The organism is Paracoccus sp. SM22M-07 (assembly GCF_001887735.1).
GTDB lineage: Bacteria > Pseudomonadota > Alphaproteobacteria > Rhodobacterales > Rhodobacteraceae > Paracoccus.
This window is the reverse complement of sequence record NZ_JPKW01000014.1, coordinates 1-18,579: the sequence shown is the minus strand read 5'-3', so window position 1 is coordinate 18,579 and position 18,579 is coordinate 1. Positions and strand designations below refer to the sequence as shown.

At 56.5% G+C, this 18,579-nt stretch carries 19 protein-coding genes; 14 read left to right on the top strand and 5 right to left on the bottom strand.

The window, feature by feature from the left end; genetic code table 11:
* Positions 1-7 precede the first annotated feature (7 nt).
* The 11 genes from IE00_RS16370 to IE00_RS16325 all read left to right on the top strand — a co-directional run bounded on the left by IE00_RS16370 (position 8) and on the right by IE00_RS16325 (position 10,171).
* On the top strand, positions 8-2,353 hold the full coding sequence (locus IE00_RS16370) for an ATP-binding protein (RefSeq protein ID WP_240493956.1): 2,346 nt from the start codon (positions 8-10) through the stop codon (positions 2,351-2,353).
* Positions 2,346-2,570 carry a hypothetical protein gene (locus IE00_RS19885; RefSeq protein WP_139291504.1) on the top strand — a complete coding sequence of 75 codons (225 nt, stop codon included), beginning with the start codon at positions 2,346-2,348 and terminating at the stop codon, positions 2,568-2,570. Before IE00_RS16370 ends, IE00_RS19885 begins: the two co-directional genes overlap by 8 nt.
* On the top strand, positions 2,557-3,693 hold the full coding sequence (locus IE00_RS16365; RefSeq protein WP_240493955.1) for a lytic transglycosylase domain-containing protein: 1,137 nt from the start codon (positions 2,557-2,559) through the stop codon (positions 3,691-3,693). Before IE00_RS19885 ends, IE00_RS16365 begins: the two co-directional genes overlap by 14 nt.
* 85 nt (positions 3,694-3,778) lie before the next feature.
* The gene (locus IE00_RS16360) at positions 3,779-4,483 is read left to right on the top strand and encodes a type IV secretion system protein (protein ID WP_170864185.1); all 705 of its coding nucleotides are present in this window, start codon (positions 3,779-3,781) and stop codon (positions 4,481-4,483) included.
* 5 nt (positions 4,484-4,488) lie between these two features.
* On the top strand, positions 4,489-5,169 hold the full coding sequence (locus tag IE00_RS16355; protein ID WP_072298272.1) for a virB8 family protein: 681 nt from the start codon (positions 4,489-4,491) through the stop codon (positions 5,167-5,169).
* Positions 5,169-5,876, top strand: coding sequence for a TrbG/VirB9 family P-type conjugative transfer protein (locus IE00_RS16350; protein ID WP_072298271.1), 708 nt, complete (start codon positions 5,169-5,171; stop codon positions 5,874-5,876). The genes IE00_RS16355 and IE00_RS16350 overlap by 1 nt, the downstream gene beginning before the upstream one ends.
* Complete coding sequence (locus tag IE00_RS16345; RefSeq protein ID WP_072298270.1) at positions 5,873-7,249, top strand: TrbI/VirB10 family protein; 1,377 nt, start codon at positions 5,873-5,875, stop codon at positions 7,247-7,249. Before IE00_RS16350 ends, IE00_RS16345 begins: the two co-directional genes overlap by 4 nt.
* A 2-nt stretch (positions 7,250-7,251) precedes the next feature.
* On the top strand, positions 7,252-8,265 hold the full coding sequence (locus IE00_RS16340) for a CpaF/VirB11 family protein (RefSeq protein ID WP_240493953.1): 1,014 nt from the start codon (positions 7,252-7,254) through the stop codon (positions 8,263-8,265).
* A complete protein-coding gene (locus IE00_RS20235) occupies positions 8,258-8,755 on the top strand; it encodes a CTAG/PCC1 family protein (protein WP_170864184.1) in 498 nt (165 codons plus the stop codon). The genes IE00_RS16340 and IE00_RS20235 overlap by 8 nt, the downstream gene beginning before the upstream one ends.
* 1 nt (position 8,756) lies before the next feature.
* Positions 8,757-9,821: a type IV secretion system protein gene (locus IE00_RS16330; protein ID WP_072298267.1), complete on the top strand. Its 1,065-nt coding sequence runs from the start codon at positions 8,757-8,759 to the stop codon at positions 9,819-9,821.
* Between the two features lie 35 nt (positions 9,822-9,856).
* Positions 9,857-10,171: an H-NS family nucleoid-associated regulatory protein gene (locus tag IE00_RS16325; RefSeq protein ID WP_072298266.1), complete on the top strand. Its 315-nt coding sequence runs from the start codon at positions 9,857-9,859 to the stop codon at positions 10,169-10,171.
* A gap of 47 nt (positions 10,172-10,218) precedes the next feature.
* Here IE00_RS16325 and IE00_RS16320 read toward each other — a convergent pair whose 3' ends face one another.
* The 3 genes from IE00_RS16320 to IE00_RS16310 are packed head-to-tail and all read right to left on the bottom strand — an operon-like array spanning position 10,219 to position 14,645.
* The gene (locus IE00_RS16320; protein WP_072298265.1) at positions 10,219-12,231 is read right to left on the bottom strand and encodes a type IV secretory system conjugative DNA transfer family protein; all 2,013 of its coding nucleotides are present in this window, start codon (positions 12,229-12,231) and stop codon (positions 10,219-10,221) included.
* The gene (locus IE00_RS16315) at positions 12,224-14,080 is read right to left on the bottom strand and encodes a relaxase/mobilization nuclease domain-containing protein (RefSeq protein WP_072298264.1); all 1,857 of its coding nucleotides are present in this window, start codon (positions 14,078-14,080) and stop codon (positions 12,224-12,226) included. The genes IE00_RS16320 and IE00_RS16315 overlap by 8 nt, the downstream gene beginning before the upstream one ends.
* Complete coding sequence (locus IE00_RS16310) at positions 14,073-14,645, bottom strand: hypothetical protein (protein ID WP_139291503.1); 573 nt, start codon at positions 14,643-14,645, stop codon at positions 14,073-14,075. The genes IE00_RS16315 and IE00_RS16310 overlap by 8 nt, the downstream gene beginning before the upstream one ends.
* A gap of 644 nt (positions 14,646-15,289) precedes the next feature.
* On the opposite strand from IE00_RS16310, the gene IE00_RS16300 reads away from it, so the two are divergent.
* Genes IE00_RS16300 through IE00_RS19875 form a run of 3 tightly spaced genes read left to right on the top strand, consistent with a single transcriptional unit; the run spans position 15,290 to position 17,147 of the window.
* Positions 15,290-16,066 carry a ParA family protein gene (locus tag IE00_RS16300; protein ID WP_072298261.1) on the top strand — a complete coding sequence of 259 codons (777 nt, stop codon included), beginning with the start codon at positions 15,290-15,292 and terminating at the stop codon, positions 16,064-16,066.
* Complete coding sequence (locus tag IE00_RS19880) at positions 16,066-16,740, top strand: hypothetical protein (RefSeq protein ID WP_139291502.1); 675 nt, start codon at positions 16,066-16,068, stop codon at positions 16,738-16,740. The genes IE00_RS16300 and IE00_RS19880 overlap by 1 nt, the downstream gene beginning before the upstream one ends.
* Positions 16,737-17,147 carry a hypothetical protein gene (locus IE00_RS19875; protein WP_139291501.1) on the top strand — a complete coding sequence of 137 codons (411 nt, stop codon included), beginning with the start codon at positions 16,737-16,739 and terminating at the stop codon, positions 17,145-17,147. The genes IE00_RS19880 and IE00_RS19875 overlap by 4 nt, the downstream gene beginning before the upstream one ends.
* Positions 17,148-17,422: 275 nt before the next feature.
* Here the strand turns inward: IE00_RS19875 and IE00_RS19870 are convergent, their stop codons facing one another.
* Positions 17,423-17,602, bottom strand: a complete 180-nt coding sequence (locus IE00_RS19870) for a hypothetical protein (RefSeq protein ID WP_139291500.1) — start codon at positions 17,600-17,602, stop codon at positions 17,423-17,425.
* Positions 17,599-18,486 (bottom strand): ArdC family protein, encoded by an 888-nt coding sequence (locus IE00_RS16295; protein ID WP_072298260.1) that lies wholly within the window; start codon positions 18,484-18,486, stop codon positions 17,599-17,601. The genes IE00_RS19870 and IE00_RS16295 overlap by 4 nt, the downstream gene beginning before the upstream one ends.
* Positions 18,487-18,579 lie beyond the last annotated feature (93 nt).

The following is an 18,579-nucleotide window of genomic DNA, read 5'->3' as shown; positions in this document are numbered from 1 at the left end:
TGCGGCTATGACGTCGCTGCCCAAATGGGCTGACCGGGAAACCTCCGCTGCTCGAATGCTGCCATATCTTTCGCTGGTGGATGACAGGACGATCCGAACGACAGGCAATGAATTTTTTCAGTGCATCCGGGTTCGAGGCTTGAACAGCCTCACCGTCGCTGACGAGGCACTGGACCGCATGAAGCGCATTTTCGCCAGCGTCATTGCTCAGACAGGGGATCAGTTCGCCTATACTGTCCATAAGGTGTCCCGGCGTATCGACACGGCGCTTCCGGAGGTTCCTGGAGACAGCTTTGCCGCAAAGATCGACCGCCGTTGGCAGGCGGCAATGGCTGCGGCGAATTTGCGGGAACACAGCATTACGATCACTGTCATCAAGCGGCCTGACGTGCTGACCAAGCTTCCCTTCTTTCAATGGCGCAGCAAAGAGCTTCTGGACCGTCAAATTGATGGGCAGGTATCGAAGCTCAATGAAGTCGTCAGCTTCATGTTGTCCGCATTGTCGAGCCTAGATCCTCGGACCCTCACGGCGTCCAGCGGCGATTTGCTGGGATTTCTGGAAAGCATTGGGACCGGCATCGAGGTTCCTACCTTCCCTAGCAACTTGGATCGCACCGTATCGGAGACAGTTAGCAATCACCGCGTAACCTTCAAAGGCGACCGCATCTACCTGTCGAACGGCACCCTTCCGGACAGGGTTGGAACGATCTTCAGCATCAAGGAATTTCCGCGCGAGTCTTTCGTGACCATGTTCGATGAACTCGACCTGCCAGTTGATATGGTGGTCTCGAACTATTTCGTGCCGACCAATAGCGGGCTGATGGAAGAGCGTATCGCGCGTGAGCTTCGCCGCCGCGCCGCGATCAACGACAAGGCAACGAACCTGATCGACGCCCTGGGCCAAGCTCAAAACAAGCTTGCATCAGGAGAAGTGTCGTTCGGGCAGCATCAGATGGCTGTTGCCGTCTATGCGGACAACGAAAGTATCCTGGAAAAAGTTGGCTCGATGATCCGCAATATTGCGGTCACGGCTGGCGTCAAACTGATCTCTCAACCTTATACGACACGAACCATCTACTTCGGCCAGCACCCCTGCAATCGTGCCTATCGCATTCGCGAAGGCTCGATCACCAATGAGCAATTCGCTGATTTTGCGGCGCTTCATGGGGCAAGCATGGGGAAGGATGGCAACAATGTCCCTTGGGCTACGCCCGTGACGTGGTTTCCGACCGTTTCCCGCAGCGGCTACAGATTCAATTTCCATGAAGCCGGAGACCCGAGGAAAGAGCCTAGCAACGGGCACACCCTCATCCTCGGGCGGATGGGATCGGGCAAGTCTGTTCAAGCTGCGTTTCTGGCGGCACAAGCCCAGAGGGCTGGGGCGCGTGTGTTTGTCTTCGACTACCGGCGCGGAATGGAAATGGCCGTTCGTGCCCTCGGCGGCAGCTACTCTGAGCTGACCGCAGGCGAAAGAACCGGCCTCAACCCCCTTTGGGCAGAAACCGATACCAGCGGTCAAGAATGGCTCAGCGATTGGCTGATCCACCTGATGGAAGAGGGATATAGCCCTCTACAGCCAGAGCAATCACGCTCGATCCGTGATGCCGTCAGGCAGAATGCGGAAGCCAGAAACCCGAACCTCCGGACGTGGCCGCAGTTTGCGCAGCTCGTCGCCTCGACGCATGACGGCGGAACCTTGGCTGACCGGATGAACGAATGGACCCCCGGCAATCGGTTTGGCTGGATCTTCGGCCATGAGGTCGAAGACAATTTTTCGCTGGATGGCCAAGTCGTCGGATTTGACCTCACGGACATTCTCGATACCGAAAATGACAAAGCGCGCATGGCCGTTCTGTCTTATGTCTTCCGCCGGATTGAGCGAAAAATCGAAGACAAGCGCCCGACCATCATCATCATTGATGAAGCGTGGAAGGCCCTGAACAATACCTACTTTGCAGGCCGCATCGAGAACTGGCTGGTCACGGCACGAAAGCAGAACACTGTCGTCGTGATGATGACGCAGTTTGCGCACCAGCTCAGCGCGACCTCGCATGGCAGAACGCTTCTGCAAGCACTGCCGACGAAAATGCTTCTGCCCAACAAAGAGGCCGGTCAACAGGACTACGATGGCCTGGGCCTCAACCCCAAAGAACTAGAAATTCTCATGGGGGTCATGCCCGGCTCGCGTGTCGCCCTGCTTCGGGCTGATGACGGTTCTCATGTCATCGATACGGACCTGTCCGCTCTGGGACCGCTTTTGACGATCCTTGGCGGGATGAAAGCGGGCGAAGCACTGGTTGGCTCCGATTACCGCACCCGTCCCGATTTCTGGAAAGGCCATTCTCATGCGTAAGCCTCTTATCTCTGCCTGCTTCCTGGCGCTGACCCTTTCTGCCTGCGCCGGAACGCAGTCCGAGCCGCTTAACAGCAAATGCTTCACAGCCCGCGGTGATCTGAAATGCGATCTTCGCCCCCTACCCGAGCTTTGGGGTAAAGCGCGCCAAGATGCGGTTGAGCAAGTGGGCTACTACGAAGGCGCCGTCGAGGATGGACCTTATGGAAACCCGTAAGGCACTGATCCAGGGGGCCTGTGTTACGGCGCTTCTGCTGATGCAGACACCTGCTTTGGCTCAGGGTGTGCCTGTAGTGGATGCCGCGAAGAATGCTCGGGAGGCTTCCATCACAGCGCAAATGGAAGCCGACCTCGAATTGCAGGCTGACAAAGCGGAGCAAGAGCGTCTTCGGCTAGAGGCGTCCGAAGAGCAATCCGATGCGCTCGATGCCGTTCGTGAAAGCATGACGCTACCTGACGGCGGCGCGGGTGCTGAAAGCATGATTGCCGAACTCGATGATGCAGGAGGTTCTGCGGATGCTGTCTATGCAGAGGAAGATAGCCCTGCCGCTGGAAGACTTTTCGGAACGGGTCGTGAAAATGTGGAACGCATCATCATTCGAGCGGCGCGGGACACTCATCACCTTCAGCGCGCGGGGCTGAGCCCTCTTCAATGGCGCTGCTGGCTGCAAGCACTGATCTGGCAAGAGAGCCGCTTCAATCCTTATGCAGAGTCACCTGTGGGGGCTTACGGATTGACGCAGATCATGCCCGCAACCGCAGGTGATCTCGGCATTCGCGCTACCTATAGAACCGATCCCTACGTCCAGGCGGAAGGTGGTGCCCGTTACCTCGCTCAGCGGCTCAATGAGTTTGACGGTGACATGATACTCGCCTTGGCGGCTTACAATGCCGGGGCGGGAAACGTCCGGCGTTATGGCGGGGTGCCGCCGTTCGCGGAGACGCAGAAATACGTCCAGCTCATTCCGAACAAGTATCGCGAGTATATGGCGGCGATGGGGGCCGCAGATGAGCTTGGGTCGATTGAGCCTAGCCTGATGGCAAATGCCGAGAAGGCGATGATTGGGGGCGCGACGGCCGAGTATGCCCAAGAGACCGCGCAGGGCATGGAACATGCCCTTGCCCGTCTTGAAGAAGCAATGTCGCGCATTCCCGAGACAGTTAATGCCGCCGAGGCAATGGCGCTGAACACCTATGTCAGAACTGAGTTTGCGCGCCTTCTCGTCGTGAGAACGCGGTTGGTATCGGCTCGTGTGAAGCCCCTGACGGCAGATCAAGTCGCAGCGGCTTCGGCATTTATTCAAGAACGCAATTTCATGAAATTCAGTGGGGGATTATAGGATGCGGGCAGCAACTTTCAGCTTGCTTGTAGGGGCGGCACTTGCCCTCCCTATTGGGACGCCTTCGCCGCTTTTGGCCCAAGGGGTGCCGACCGTCGATACCCAGAGTATCGCACAACAGATCACGCAAATTCGCCGGATGCTCGAAGACTATGGCATTCAGAGCGACATGCTGGACCAGCTTGTTGAGCAGCTAGCGGAGCTACAGCGCCAGACGACCGAGTTGCAGGAAATCTATGCTGTCCTGACAGGCGATGGCGACCTCGACGGCCTCCTGATGGGCGGGGCACTCGATTCAGTCCTCGACCCGAAAATGACCAGTATCGTTGAGGCTGCAAGCGCGGCAGCTTCTGGTGACTGGACTGGGCTTTCGTCGGCCTACCGGACGGAAATTCAGGAAGCTGCGCAAGCTTCGATGAGCGGTGCCGGCCTCGACCCATCTCGCGTCGAAGAAATGGGACGAACGGGCAACGTGGCTGAGCGGAGAGCAGCCGCACAGGCCACTACGGGGGCGATGGTTGCAGCGGCGGCGGACACTGCGCAGCGCGAAAGTCGCGTGAGCATGCAGCGCCTGGACAGGCTTGTTGACCAGATACCTGAGCAAGACGGGCTGAAGGCAGCCATTGATCTGAACACTCGCATGATGGGTGAGGCTGTCCGAGAGCTGATTACCAGCAATCAGATGCTCGCTGTGCAGAGCTATGGCCTCGGCATGTCCGATGTATCGCAGGCCAGTGCCTGGGCGCAGGAACAGCAGATGCTCGATTTCAACATGCCGGACTTGGAGTGATTCATATGCTGAAAAAGAAGACAAACAAGGCTCCTGTTCGGGTCAGCGAGATCGAGGAAGAGCTGATCTATGGGGAGCGTCGTCGCAGCGCATTTTGGCAGAAGTTTGGCTTGGCAGGATGGTGCTTTGGCGCGGCAGGCTGCCTGATAGCGGGCGTTGTCGCTGCAAGTCACGAAACGCCGCTGCCGGTGCTTGTTCCATTTGACCCAGCAAGCGGCATGGCTTTGCCGATGGTCAATCTGGAAGCTATCTCGATCAAGAACCGTGAGGCCGTGGTTCAGTCTCTTGTCCATTCCTACGTTCGCGACCGAGAAACCTACAGCCTTCTGGATAATGATGTTCGGGTCCGTTCGGTCCTTACCAGGTCCTCGGGTGCGGCAGAAAGGTCGATGCGTGAACTCTGGTCGTCGGATAGCCCCGATTACCCTGAACGCAAGTATGGCTCGAATGCGCGCATGGACGTGGAAATTCTCTCCGTCACCCTCATTACCAACGATCGCGCCCAAGTGCGCCTTCGCAAGCGCCTGCAAGATGCGAGCGGCGAAACCGAAGGCATGTTCACCGTAACGCTGGCGTTCCGCTACGAGACTTCGGAAGAGCGTCCGCTTGATGACGTGTGGACCAATCCGTTTGGCTTCGCGGTCTACGAATACGCGATCACGTCTGACAGACTGGAGGCCCAGTAATGCGCCGTTTTTCACAAGCTATTGCTCTTCTGTCTCTCTGCATGAGCGGCGTTTCGGCCAATGCAGAAGTGACGCCCCGTGCAGGAAACCTCGATGCGCGTGTGCGATATGCCCAATGGGTCGATGGTCAGGTCTACAGGGTCCAAACGCAGGTTGGCCGCGTTACGTCCGTTGAGTTTGGGCCGGATGAGCAGATCACCTCAGTCGTTGCTGGCGACACCGCTAGCTTCAATTTCGATGCGGTTCCCGGTGGAAGCGCCTTCGTCATGAAGCCGACGACCAACGGCGCACGCACGAACATCAATGTCTACACGAACAAGCGCCAATACTACTTCGAGGTATCGGAGTCTTCTGCCGCGCAGTTTTCTGTCGTCCGCTTCACCTACCCAGGGGGGTCGAACCGAACGCCAGCAAACCGCCAGGTCGCGCGTGGGCCTGCAAACTACGATTACGGCGGGAATATCGTGAACGGGACCACGCCCACGCAAGTCTGGGACGATGGCTCATTCACATACTTCAAATTCAGGAGAAACGGGGAGCTGCCAGCAATCTTCAAGGTGACGGCTGGCCGAGAAATCACGGTGAACTCTCAAACCATGCCTGATGGCGTGGTTCGAGTGACCGGCACGAGTCCGTTCTGGGTGCTTCGACTTGGGGAAGTTGAATCGACTGTCGGGATGATGAAAGCAGTGAGGCTGGTTCAATGAGCGAACAGGATCTTCGGAAGCGCCTCGCGGGCTTGAACGAGGAAGAAGAACAGGCCACCGGCAAGAAGCCTGCTATCGGCCCTGCCAAAGCCGCAGGCTTGATGGGTGTCGGTATCTTGCTCGCTGGTGCGGTCTATTTCGTCTCTCAGCCAGAAGCCGAAACCGACCTGGATGTTCGGAGGGCCAGCGAGTTTCAGACAGAAGGGGGCGGGTTTGGTGACTTGTCTCGCCCGCGACCTCCCGAACCGAAGCCGGAACCCGCACCTGTGGAAACGGCAGAACCCCCGCAGTCATCGGACAATCAGCAGGTTGTCGAACTAATCCGCAACCTTCAGGACCAGATCGACAAGCTTGCTCAAGCGCCAAATCCCGATGAAGCCGCGCCTGCCCCGGAAAGCTCAGATGCTCTCGATGAGCTTCGCGATGAACTGACACAGCTTCGCGCTGATGCAGAGGCAAGAGAGCAAGAGCTTCGCGACGATCTTGAAAGCCGCGACCTTGAGATAGCCGGGCTAAACAATGATCTGGACATGATGCGGCTTCGGAGCGGGGATAATCTGCTTCCTGGTTCGGGAGGCATGACTACCGAAGGACCGAACGAAGCGGAGAAGCAGGAAGCGGAACGGCGCCAATCCTCGATGATCGCTATCGGTGGCGGAAGCAGCGGCGCGGTGAACGCCGCCGTGAATGCCGCTGGCTTTGGCGATGGTGCCGCAGCTCAAGACGCGGCTCGACTTAGCGATGATGCTCGCTTTGTTCGCGATGCAGGCCGTCCGGCTTCGGTGCAGCGCGCGGAAATTATCGTGAACCCTGCAAACACGGTGACGCAGGGAACGATGATTCAAGCTGTGTTGGAAACGGCTATCGTATCTACGCTGGAAGGCCCGATCCGGGGCCTCGTGACAACTGATGTTGTGAGCTATGACGGGTCGCGGATTTTGATACCGCGCGGATCGCGCCTGATCGGCAGCTACTCGGCAGATGTGGAAACCGGCCAGAACAGACTTCTGGTGGCTTGGGAGCGCATCATCATGCCCGACAATCAGTCGGTGCAGATCAGCTCTTTCGGGGGTGATGCTCTTGGTCGTTCCGGCACAACCGGCAAGGTCAACAATCACTTCTTCCGCCGGTTTGGCGCTGCTGCGCTCATCTCCACAATTTCCGCGCTACCCAACATTATCGAAGATGAGGGGTCAGATGGAGGTGTGACGATTTCTACGGGCGGCAGCGAAGCTACGTCCGGCGTGACGGACGCGCTTGGCGGGGCAACTGAGTCTGCGATTGGAAAGTATGTCTCGATGCCGCCGACAATCAGCGTCAGTCAAGGAACGCGCATATCGGTCATGGTTGATCGAGACCTGGAGATATTCTGAACATGAACGACATGAACCATAGCAGCTATCTTGATGAGGCGTTGGCGCAGGTCGGGCCGGTGATCGACAGTCCATCCCTTGTTGAGATCGCTATCAATCCTGACGGGAAAGTATGGGCGCTGCTTCAAGGTGATCCCTGCATGAAGCTGGTGGACAGACCATCCATGACCCACTTGGAAATTAACGACCTAGGGCGGCGAATTGCCAGCGCCGGTCAGCTTACCCTTGGAAAGTCAGCCCCCATTATTTCCACGTCCGTCCATTACAAGGCTCGACCTGTCCGCGCGCAAGTCGTGGCTGCGCCCGCGGTCGCCTCGGGCGCAGCTATCTCGTTGCGCTTCTTTCCTTCTATTCCGTTGGACCAGATTGAAATTCACTTCCTGCACGGGAAGCAGTTTTCTGTGAACGATGCGCGCCGCGAGCTGAAGCAAGACCTCCGGAAAATTGCCGCTTCCGGTGACATGCAAGAAGCCATGAGGTTCATTGTCGTCAACAAGATGAACGCTTTGATTTCCGGCGCCACCGATAGCGGCAAGACAGTGTTTGCGCGGAAAATGCTGAGCTTCGTCGATGCGTCTGAAAGGCTTATCACGATTGAGGACTCGGCTGAAATTGTCCCTGAGCAACCCAACGTGGTGACTCTTCTGGCTGATCGAGCTTCAGGTTCCTGTCGCACCCCGGATCTCTTGCTGACTTCGTGCCTCCGCATGCGGCCGGATCGTCTCGTCGTGGGCGAAGTCCGAGGTAAAGAGGCCATGACCTTCATCGAAGCCATCAACACGGGGCATGGGGGGTCGATGACGACCATCCATGCTGAAACCCCGACTTTGGCCCTTACAAAGCTCGCGATCATGGCGCTCAAGGCAGAGCTACCCCTGACCTATGCCGACACCCTGAATTACATCCGAAGCACGATTGACGTGGTTATCCAGACTGGACGGTTGAACGGTTCCCGAGGCGTCCTGGAGTTCTTCGTGCCCGATGATCTTGGCGATGAGGAAGCTGCTCATGGCTAAGGTGAGAAAGAGGACTGTTGCCGCCACTCTCTTCGCGCTGGTCGGCTTTGGCGGTGTTGGCACATTTGCCGCAATGAAATCCGGTGAAGCGCATCAGAACCATCCCGTTTCGGAACAGGAAGGAGGTTCGGTGAACTTTATGATGCCAGACCTATCCGCACCGAAAGAGCATGCGGTGAACACTCAGCGCGGCTGTTCGAAACCGGACATGCCTCTATGGGCGCAAGAGGCCAAACCTGACCAGGCTAGACAGGTCATGCTGCTGCGCGGGCTGTATGATCTTTTCCGCTATCAGGAAATTCTGGATCGCGCCGATTGTTCTTGTGAAGTCGAATATCCATCCTGGAACGATGCTGATGCAAGGTATCAGGCTCTCGCGCCTGATCTGGATCACGCAGAGCTGTTCAGGGCCAGTCGCCAGATTACGCTGGAAGTCGGAAGGATTCAGAAGTCGGCTTTGTCAATCTGCCGCACGGAAAAGAGGGGCTGATATGGCCGTCATCCAACCAATCGTTGAATCCGCAGAAAGCTTCATGACAAATGCGGCTCGCTCGACCTTCCTGGGGCTTGTTGAAGCTTCCGGGACGCTGGTGGGCTATATGGCTGTATTGGCTGTAGCACTCGTCGGGGTGAACATGCTGACGCAAGCTCGACCTATGGCCGTAGTTGACGCCCTGGCCTTATCGCTGAAGCTTGCCCTTATCGGGATTTTTGCTTGGAATTGGACGAAATTCTGGGCAGTGGCCGATGCAATACTGAGGTCGATTGATTCCGTAGCTGGCGGCATTCTTCTTTCAAGTGGAAATGGCCTGGCGGGTGATACAATCGCAGATGGCTTTGGTGCAGCCATAGACGACATGATGGCTCAGTTTACTCTCGCATCCACAAGCATTGCCGAAGAGATGGGGGGGCTGTTCACCACCGCGATCATCTCAGGAATATGCTTCCTGTTGATTGGCACCGTCTCAGCTATCGCTGCCATTCTCATACTTTTCCCGAAGATCGTGATAACGGTCCTGCTCGGGCTGGCTCCAATCGCTATTGCCATGACCATCTTCTCTGGAACCAAAGGATATTTTGAACGCTGGCTTTCGTCCTGCATCACATGGTCATTATATCCCTTATTCATCGCTTCCATCTTCTCGATCATGGTTTCGATGGGAACGGATATGATCAATCGTATCGGAACGGATGGATATGGTAGCGTCGGTGACTTCATTCCATTCGTTGTCCTTATGATCCTTATTCTCATATCAATGGCTCTCCTGCCCACTCTGGTCAGCTCGATCTCGGGCAGCTTCCATACTGCGGGCATAGCTCGGACTGTTGGAATGGCAGCCTCGAATATCGGGACGCTGAAGAGAGCCGGAAGCTCAACTGTTGCCGGAGCCTCGGCCCTCGCACGGACGCCCGGTCAGACACTTCGGGGGGAAAATGCCGTTGGGCGGGCAGGTCAGGCTTTCGCAGCTCACCCTGCCGTGTCTCGGGCAACGACCGGCGTTGCAGCTTCGATAACTCGCATGCAGGACAAGGCCAAAGCGTTGTCCAAACGCTGACCCATCCCCATCAACTAAGCTAAGGATACCGATAAATGACTATCGACTTGGATAAGCTGTCCTCGAAGGAACTGCGCGAATTGCAGAAGAACGTCGCCCGTCAGCTTGAAGATCAACAAAAGAGGGAGCGACACCTTGCCCTCACAGCGGCGCAGGACGCCGCTGCTGAATATGGCTTCTCGCTCGAAGACCTCATGGGGATCGAAGGCAAGGCAAAGATGCCTGTTCTGCCGAAATACGCTGATCTGACGAACGCCGCACAGACCTGGAGTGGTCGCGGCCGGAAACCCAAATGGGTCCAGAAGCACTTGGATGATGGCGGCTCCCTTGATGATCTTCTCATCAAGTAGCCCCTACCAAGATACGAAAGGGGGGCGGTCTTGACCGCCCCCCTTTTCTATTGTGCTGCGACCGTTTCCTGATCGCCGTCAGTATCTGGCTGAATAGCGTTCACTTTAGCCGTGGCCGCGTTCAGCTCTTCAACCGCCAGCTTGGCAATCCGTGGATCGTCAATCTTGATCTGCATCCCCTCCAAGCCAGGTTTCTTTCGCTTCCTCACCAGCTTCGGCGCTTCCTCAGCTTGCGGTGCCGCAGGCAACTCTGCCCGCTGCTCTTTGAGGAAATCGGGTATGGAAAGAGCCTGCTTTGCACGGCTGCGATGCAATCCGGCTTTGCGCTTTCCAAGCTCGGTGCTCAAGACTTCTATCTGGCTCGTATGTTTAGCCAGATCCTCACGAAGCTCTCGCAATGCATGCTCCTTAGCGTCCAGCTCGGGAAGCGGACCTTCTTGAGCCTCGAAAATCGGGCGAAGCGTCCGGTCCTCGTAATACTTGATGCGCTTTGCCTTGATAGGATGCTGACCGTTTGCCAGCACGACGACCGTATCCGGCGAAAGCCTGCCTGCTTCGTCTTCGGTCAGAAGGTCTCGTTCCTCGTTTCGTTCGGAGACGTTCACGCCAGAGAAGGGCCCCTTCCCAACTGTCTTCGACTTCGACGTGACGCGATGCGTCGTCTTGCCGACTGCCGAGGACAGCTCGGACTTTGTTCGCTGTTCCGAGGGGGCCAGGTAAATCTTCACCCCTGCCCCGCCCTGCAACGAAAGCCGCGTGTCCTCGCCGTATATCTTGTCGAGGGCCGGGATCGTCTGCGTGACGATTGCCAGATTGCCGCCATAGGCTCTGAGGGTCTTGATGCTATCGGTGACGCTCGGCATCTTCCCCAGCATGTCAAACTCATCGAGCATAATCATCACCGGCCAAGGCTCGTCCTTCCCCGGCAAATGGCTGTGCAAGCTCGACAGCAAGTCCGAGAAGAACAGACGCACCAAAGGCGCGACGGCGCGGATTTTGTCGTGTGGCGGCGCGACAAAATATGCTGTCTGAGGCGTGCGCCTAAAGTCACGGAAATTGAAATCGCTGGTCGATGTAGCACGATCAATTGCAGGGTTTGACCAGAGACCCAGGCCAGAGGTCATCAACAGCGAAAGATAGGACGTAAGGGTTTTGTCGTTTGTCGAAGCCAACCGCTCAAACATCAGTTTTGCAGCTTTGTTCTGCACCTTCTCTGCATAGGAAAGGTATTGCTTCTGTTTGTCTCCACCCGATGCCGCCAAGCGGTAAATTTCACCAAGCGTCGGCGTGCCTCTTTCAATGGCAAAGAGTCCGCAAGCCACGAAAAGGTCGATACCGCCTTCCAGAAGACCTTTCGCGCTTTCATCGTCTGCTTGCAGGAAAAGTTCGGCAAGCAATTTAATTTCCATCTGCTGCTGGTCGGCGTTGTCCAGTTCATAGATGCGCTCAAGAGGATTGTAGCGATGACTTTTCCCGCTCCAATCTAGTGGGGCAAAGCGCCATATCTTGTCCCCCATCTTCTGACGGTGCCGACTGGTGAAGTCGAAGTTTTCACCTTTCACGTCGAGGACTACGGCGCTGCCTTTGAACAGCAATAGGTTTGGAATAACAAAGCCAACACCTTTACCGGCACCAGTCGGCGCAACTAGAAGGCAATGGGGAAAGCTTGCCGAGCAAAGGAATTTCGCTTTTCCCTTTGGGCTTCCCATCTTTCCAACTACAAATCCTTTACCTGGCATTGCAAAAAACTTGTTTGCCTTTAGCTCTCTGCGACTTTGCCAATGCGCTTTGCCGAAAGTAGTAAGCCCTTCGGTCAAAACCTTGGCCGAGAACAAAAGGGAAAGAACAATGAAGCCACCCCAAATCAGGTTGACGACCTTGAAGGCTTGGGGGTTGGCTGTTCGCAAAGGCAGGTAGTCCTTAGCCAACATCGTCCAGTCGATGTATTCCACGCTGCCGGTATAGATATAGGTCAGCCAGCCAGTAGCTGCGACATATGCCAAGGCGGTTCCGATCAGTGCGAAAAGAAGCACGCCCCCTAGAAGGTGAAGCTTAGCCATGACCCGGACCCTCGTGTCCTCGCGCTTCGCGGGCCTGCGCTCTTTCGACGGCCAGCTCTTCCGTGACCCGCTCTATCGCGTGGCTGGCTTCGGACTCCCCGCTTGCTCGTAGATAGTCCCTAGCCATAGAAAGCTGGTCCTCGCGGTCTCCAACGCCTCGCAGCGCCGAAACATCACCATCCTTCAACGCCGCCAGCTCTTCGCGGGTTAGCGTTCGCTCGATAGCCTCTCGAAGTTTCTTTTCGTCTTCCGGGCCGACCGGATGCGCGAACGCGCGCAGCTCATCGTATGCCGGCCGGTTTCCATCCTGAGAACCAATCGACGCAGTAGGCGCCCGTTCGGCAGCTTCAGCCGCCCGAATACGCTCGATCTGCGAGATTGTGTCATGCCCGCTTTGAGAAACATCGAGACTGGTTGATCGAACCGACGCTGCACGCTGATCGATTGCATCATCAACACCGTAAGAGGCAGCAACCTTGTCATAGGCGGCATCAACAACCTCGATAGCGGAAGCCAGTTCCTTCTCGTTCTTGAGGTCGAAGCCACGCAGCTCTGCCACGGTATGAATGTCTTGCTGCACCCACCGCGTTTCCAAGGCGGCAGATGCTGCGGAGACACGCATTCTCGCTTCAACTTCCACCGGGTCGATCCCGGTTCCATCCAAGGCGTCGGCAAGGGGTTGGCGACCTTCGATGGCGAAGCGGGTATTCACCTCGCTCAAGTTCTGAGACGAATAGATGCCCTCTTCGCTGGCGACTTCACGAAGATCACGGGACCGCGCACCTAGAGGCTGCATATGCTCGACAGAGGACAAGGCATCGGCCAATTGCCGTTCCATTGCTGGCCGCTGGTTGGGCGCGGCCTCGGCAATACGCGCCTCGGCATGGTCAACGGCTTGGCGCAGCGCATCCGCAGCTTTGTCAAAATCATCTTCAACTGACATGTAGGGTTCTCCCTTTGAAATGATGGCTCCGCCCTCCGCCAGAACGGAGGACGCCTTCTCAAATGCGGTAGCCAAATCCTGCAAATTCTGCTGCGAAGCGAAGCTCGCAAGTTCGCGATAGCGCAGGGACCAATCGCGAATTTCCTCGGTAGCACGCGCCAGCGCAGCCCCTACGCGGGGTGTTCCAGCGGGGGCTTCAAATGCGGTGCCCGTCTTGATGGCATGCTCCTTAGCCTTCAGCCATTCACCATCGGTAGGCGGATAATTCACCAGTCCGCGCTGAAGCCTGGTAGTTGCTTCAAGCTGAATGCCATAGCGGGCTGCATGCTCAACCATAGCCTCCTTGAAGGTTTCGTAGCTGTATTCGGTGCCCCGGCGCAGCGTGAAGTAATCACCACTCTCTCCGCGGCGGTTGACGATGATATGGGCATGGGGGTTCTTGTTCGGGCTGTCAGTGTGGACAGCCACCATGTAATCGAAGCGCCCCCCAAGCTTTTCACGGCAGATTTCACCAGCAATCAAGCTGACGTGCTTCGGCTTGGCTCCCTTCGGGAAAGACATGACCATGTGGCTAGTGCGGGCTGCGTTCAAGCGCCCCCGCCATTCATCGGCCCAACGGTTAGCGGCAGTATCTACCTGCTCTGGGCTAAGCCTCTTTTTACCGTCGAAAAGCCCCTGAGAGTCATGCACATCGACACTTTTGCTAAACAGGTAGTTGAACTGCGCGGTGAGCTGGCTCTTGGAAGCGCACCCCCCTGTGCGGATCATCTTGAAGAAAGCGGGGGACGCACCTTGTGCAGCTCGTGCCATGTGCCGGGACGACCCACCGCGAACGCTGCCCCGGTTCTCTTCCCAGCCTTCCGAGAACAACCGGCCATGCTTGTAAGCTGCCCCTGCCCTACTCATCAGCTTGGCCCTTCATCGAGGCAACATAACGCTGGAAACTCGAGGAAGCTCGCTTTCCTTCCAGCGTCCGGACCTGAACCGAAACCTGTTCGATCTCTTGCAGGAGCTTGCTGAGCAACTGCTCCTGGTCAGGAGTAATTTTGAGCTTTTGGCCCTTCCTACGCTCAAAATTCTTCGTGGCTACAAGCTGGTTGACGTTGGTTCCGATAGCTTTGAGCTGGAAAGACAGATCGCGAACAGCTTCGGCAAGATGCTCGTCAGGCTCCAGGAACCCCGAAGGAACTCGACATACTCGGCGCAAAGCGTCAGCGCGACTGCGCAAATTCAGTCGTCCCACGAAGGCGTCAAAAGCATTCAGGCTCTTCTTATCGACCGTGAATGAGACAGATGCCGTGCCTGCTCGAACGATCTGCGCCTTCTCGTGGTGGCTGTTTATTGCTGCGTAGATCGTCGGGCGAGTGACCCCATAGGCTTTGGCAAGCGTCGCCACAGAAGCCCCAGACCGTGCTGTTTCAACGATCTTTTCAACGTCTTGAGGGGTGAGCTTTCGCGATCTTCCTGCCATGCCGAAAGTGTAAAAAATTACATTCCTATTTCTTGCCAACTTCACATCAGAGGATGGTTCGGAAACTGCTGACTGTCAAGGAAAGCAGGGGCCGAACCATCCTCTGATTCAATTTGAGCGCCTTGGCGCTCCGCATCACGCAGGGATGCCGGGAATGCCCCTCAGAGCCGCGCAGCGGCTCGCTGAGGGGCATTTCGGCTTTTTTGGCACCCTGGACCACAAAACGGGACTGACGGGCCTCTACGGGCAAAAATTGGGGGTCTTTATACTGCTTCGGCTGTATCGCCTCCCGCGCCTCGCTGTGGTGCTGCATTGTGGCCGGACGTTGTGGCGTTGTGTTATGGCTCTGCGTTATGGCGATGAGTTATGGTATTGCGTTATGGCATAGTGTTATGGTGCTAAGTTATGTCCGTGTGTTATGGCGGTACGGTATGGCCATGTGTTATGCCGTTGCGTTATGGCGATGTGTTATGCCGTTGCGTTATGGCCATTTATTATGCTGTTGCGTTATGGCGTTGTGTTATGGTGCTATGTTATGTTGCAATGTTATGGTGGTACGTTATGGCGATGCGTTATGGTATTGTGGTATGGCGTTGTGTTATGCTAACGCTACTTCAAACCAAGAATTTTCACCGAGGGCACCGATGGCAAAAATTCTGAGCTTGATGCACAAGAAGGGTGGGGCCGGGAAATCGACGGTCGCCAAGTTGATGGCGTCAGCTTTCCTGTTCAAGGACGCCAAAGTCCTGTTGATCGACATGGACGAAAATGGTGACTACCTGGGCTGGTGGCAAAGAGCCGTAGAAAATGGTCTTTCAAGCGACAAGCTTTCTGCGAGATTTGCAGAAGACTCCAAGGCACTCTTCGAGATCATCAACAACAATGAAGATGACTTCGACATTATCATTGTGGACACGAAGGGCGAAGCCATTGGGTATGCAGATGATCTAGCCGGGGCCTCTGACGCTCTGATTATGCCGTGCATGAACTCGAAGGCAGATCGGGAACGTGCCGCTGAAACTCTTAAATGGCATGATGATCTGCGTGCCCGCGCATCGGACCCTTCAGACATTCCTCCAATATTCGTCGTCATGACTCGGGTTGCGGCACCTCTATTCACGCACATCGAAGGGACACCGAAGCCTGCCAAGATAGCTAGCCGGGAGTTCGAGCGACACTATGAAATCATCAATCAGTTTGATCCGCTGAAAACGATGATCCCGGAAAATCCTCGTTATCGCGAAATGGATGAACAAGGCACCTTGGGTGCAATTATTCAGAAGTTGCGAAATTCAGATAACCCGTCTGACAGAATGTCATTGGTTCATTGGGAAACCGCAATGGCCCATAGCATCAACCTCATCAACAATATCTACAGCGGTGAGAGACTACGGGCAAAGAAGGGTGAAAGGGCGACGTGATGAGGAAACCGCTTGAAGTAACCAGGGAAGATGCAACCGGCTTCAAGAAGAAGTCTCTTCTCGATAGCATCAGCACTTCGGCCATAGATGAGAGCTGGAAGCCCGCGAAGAAATCTCGGGAGCCAGTTCGCAAAACTGAACAGCCCGCGACCACTTCACCTGAACCTGCATCCACGCCGGAAAAGGTCGGTGTAGTTTCCGATGACTCTGCGGAAAAGCAACCCGGCGAGCCGGTAGATAAATCGCCAGCCGAACCTGCTACATCGACCAGCTCGCCCATCAAAAAATTAGTTCGCTATGTGGGACCGCCTAGCCCTCAGAAATCGAACAATGTCACCGTGTCCATTACGCTGCGCGTTCTCAAACGGCATGCTGACCAGTTGGACCAGCTTGCGCAGGGCAACAGTGATCCAGATGAAATCCTTGCTGACGCCCTAGGCTCGATGGTTCGACCTACATACAAGCCTGTTTTTCAGCCCCAAGTATTGGAACCCTCAGGTCCGGGAAAATACAGCCGCAGAACATCGGCCAGAATTTCCAAAGACACACTCGATGCTATCATTTCCCACGTCGAAGATGGTGATCGTTTGCCGCGCGCCTCGCTTATTGTGGGTCAATTGGAAGTCGAATGGTTCAAGGCACTTGAGCAAGCAATCAAGAGGGCATCGTCATGAACCGTTGCGCTGGCAGTCTTGCAGTCATTCTGAGCCTAGCCGCTCATGCTGCACTCGCTTGGGAAGCATCCGAAGATTTCCGGGGGCTACAGCTCTATAGTTTGGCTGATGGCCCGATCACCCTCAACCTTGTCTGCGATCCGAATGGTGCTTTTCAGCCCCCCTCCAATCACCTCGCCATCAAGAAAGGTGATGCGGGCCTCGATGGACCATACCGGCTGACTTCCGAGGCAGCGTCCTACGAGGGCATTCTGGTAGGCGGAACCGACATTTCGACCGGAAACAAGCACTGGCCCGATCTTATTGCGGTTCTGAAAAGTGGCCGAACGCTTACGCTTTCCCTGAACGGTCAGGACTTCGACCTTGATACGGCACGTGCGTTTTCCGCAACCTGCGGCTCCGAATAACGGCATCGTTGGGCGCCACGGCATGTTATCCAGCCCGCCGACCAGGACGGCGGGCCTTGCATTTTGAGAGCGGGACGCGCCTTCAAATAGCGAAGGATGGCGAGCAAACTGTGGGTAACATGCCCACATTCTTTGAATGGAATGACGCGGCTTTGCCGTGTCTCCGTTTAGGTGCGCCGCTTGGCGGCGCAGCCAGGGCCGGGATCGGCGGCGCAGCCGACGATCCCGGCCCAAAATATATGTCAGCCCGCTTTAGGCGGGCCGTCCTTTTATCGTCAAAGCTCGATGCCGGGGCGCAAATTCCCGTCGCGGTCGAGCCATTGCCGCGCCTCGGCGCAATCCTGACAGATGCATGTTCCTTCCGCCTCGATCACCACAGGGGCAAGATAGACCATCGGGTTAGTCCTGCCGCATTTGCGGCAGGACAGGCGGGGCAGGGTGAGCGGCGCGCTCATGCTGCAACCTTTTCAGCGTTGCGGATCTCGCCCTTAACCAAAAGGTCGCTTGCCTTCTGGGCTTCACTGGCGGCCTTGAAAATAAGCCGCTTGTCATCTTTCAACGCGCGCAGCCAGCCCTGGATATAGGCGCCAGACTGTCCAAAGTCGGGCGTCAGGCCAAGGCGGGCGCAAACCATGCAATTGCCGATCTCGGCAATCAGTTCCTCGAACGCATAAGCCTTGCGGTCGGTGAAGCGGGAAAAGCGATCAAGGCGGGACTTGTGGCCGGTCCAGTGGGTCGCCTCGTGGGCAAGCACGGCATAATAGCCTGCCGCGTCGTGGAAAGTCGCAATCGGCGGCATGTGAATGTAGTCCTCGCTCGGCATGTAATAGGCTTGCGGCTCGTCGGTGGTGCGAATTTCCGCGCCGGTCGCGGCAAAGAAGGCGTCCAGCTCGGGGTTGGCTTCCGTGCCAAGGTCGCGGGCCTCTTCGGCGGGGGTGCCGTAATACTCGGCGGGCAGGCCGTCGATCTGCTCGGCGTTGAAAACCCGATATGCCTTCAGATAGGGAAGGCGGCGCTCTTCGCCGGTCGCCTCGTCCTCGCGCTCGAAAGTGCCATACTTGACCACGGTAGACGACTTTTCGCCCTTGCGGACCTGTCCGCCAGCTTCCTTCGCTTGGCGGTAGGTAAACCAGCGGGGGGCGCGGTAGCCTTTGGCGTCGGCGGCAAGCCACAACATCAGCACGTTGATGCCCGAATAGGGTTCGCCATTGCTACGCAGCGGGAACGGTGCGCCGCCCTTTTCGCCGGTCCACGGCTTGCGCCATGCGGGGGTGCCTGCCTCGATGCTGGCAATGATGCTGTCGGTGACGTGGGCGCAAAGATCGAATTTGTCAGCCATGTCTGGCCTCCTTTGTGGTGAGGGCGTGGGGCTTGGTGCCTCCTTCCGCCGATGGGCTGCGCCTCGGCCAATCTGTGACCGAATACGCATGTA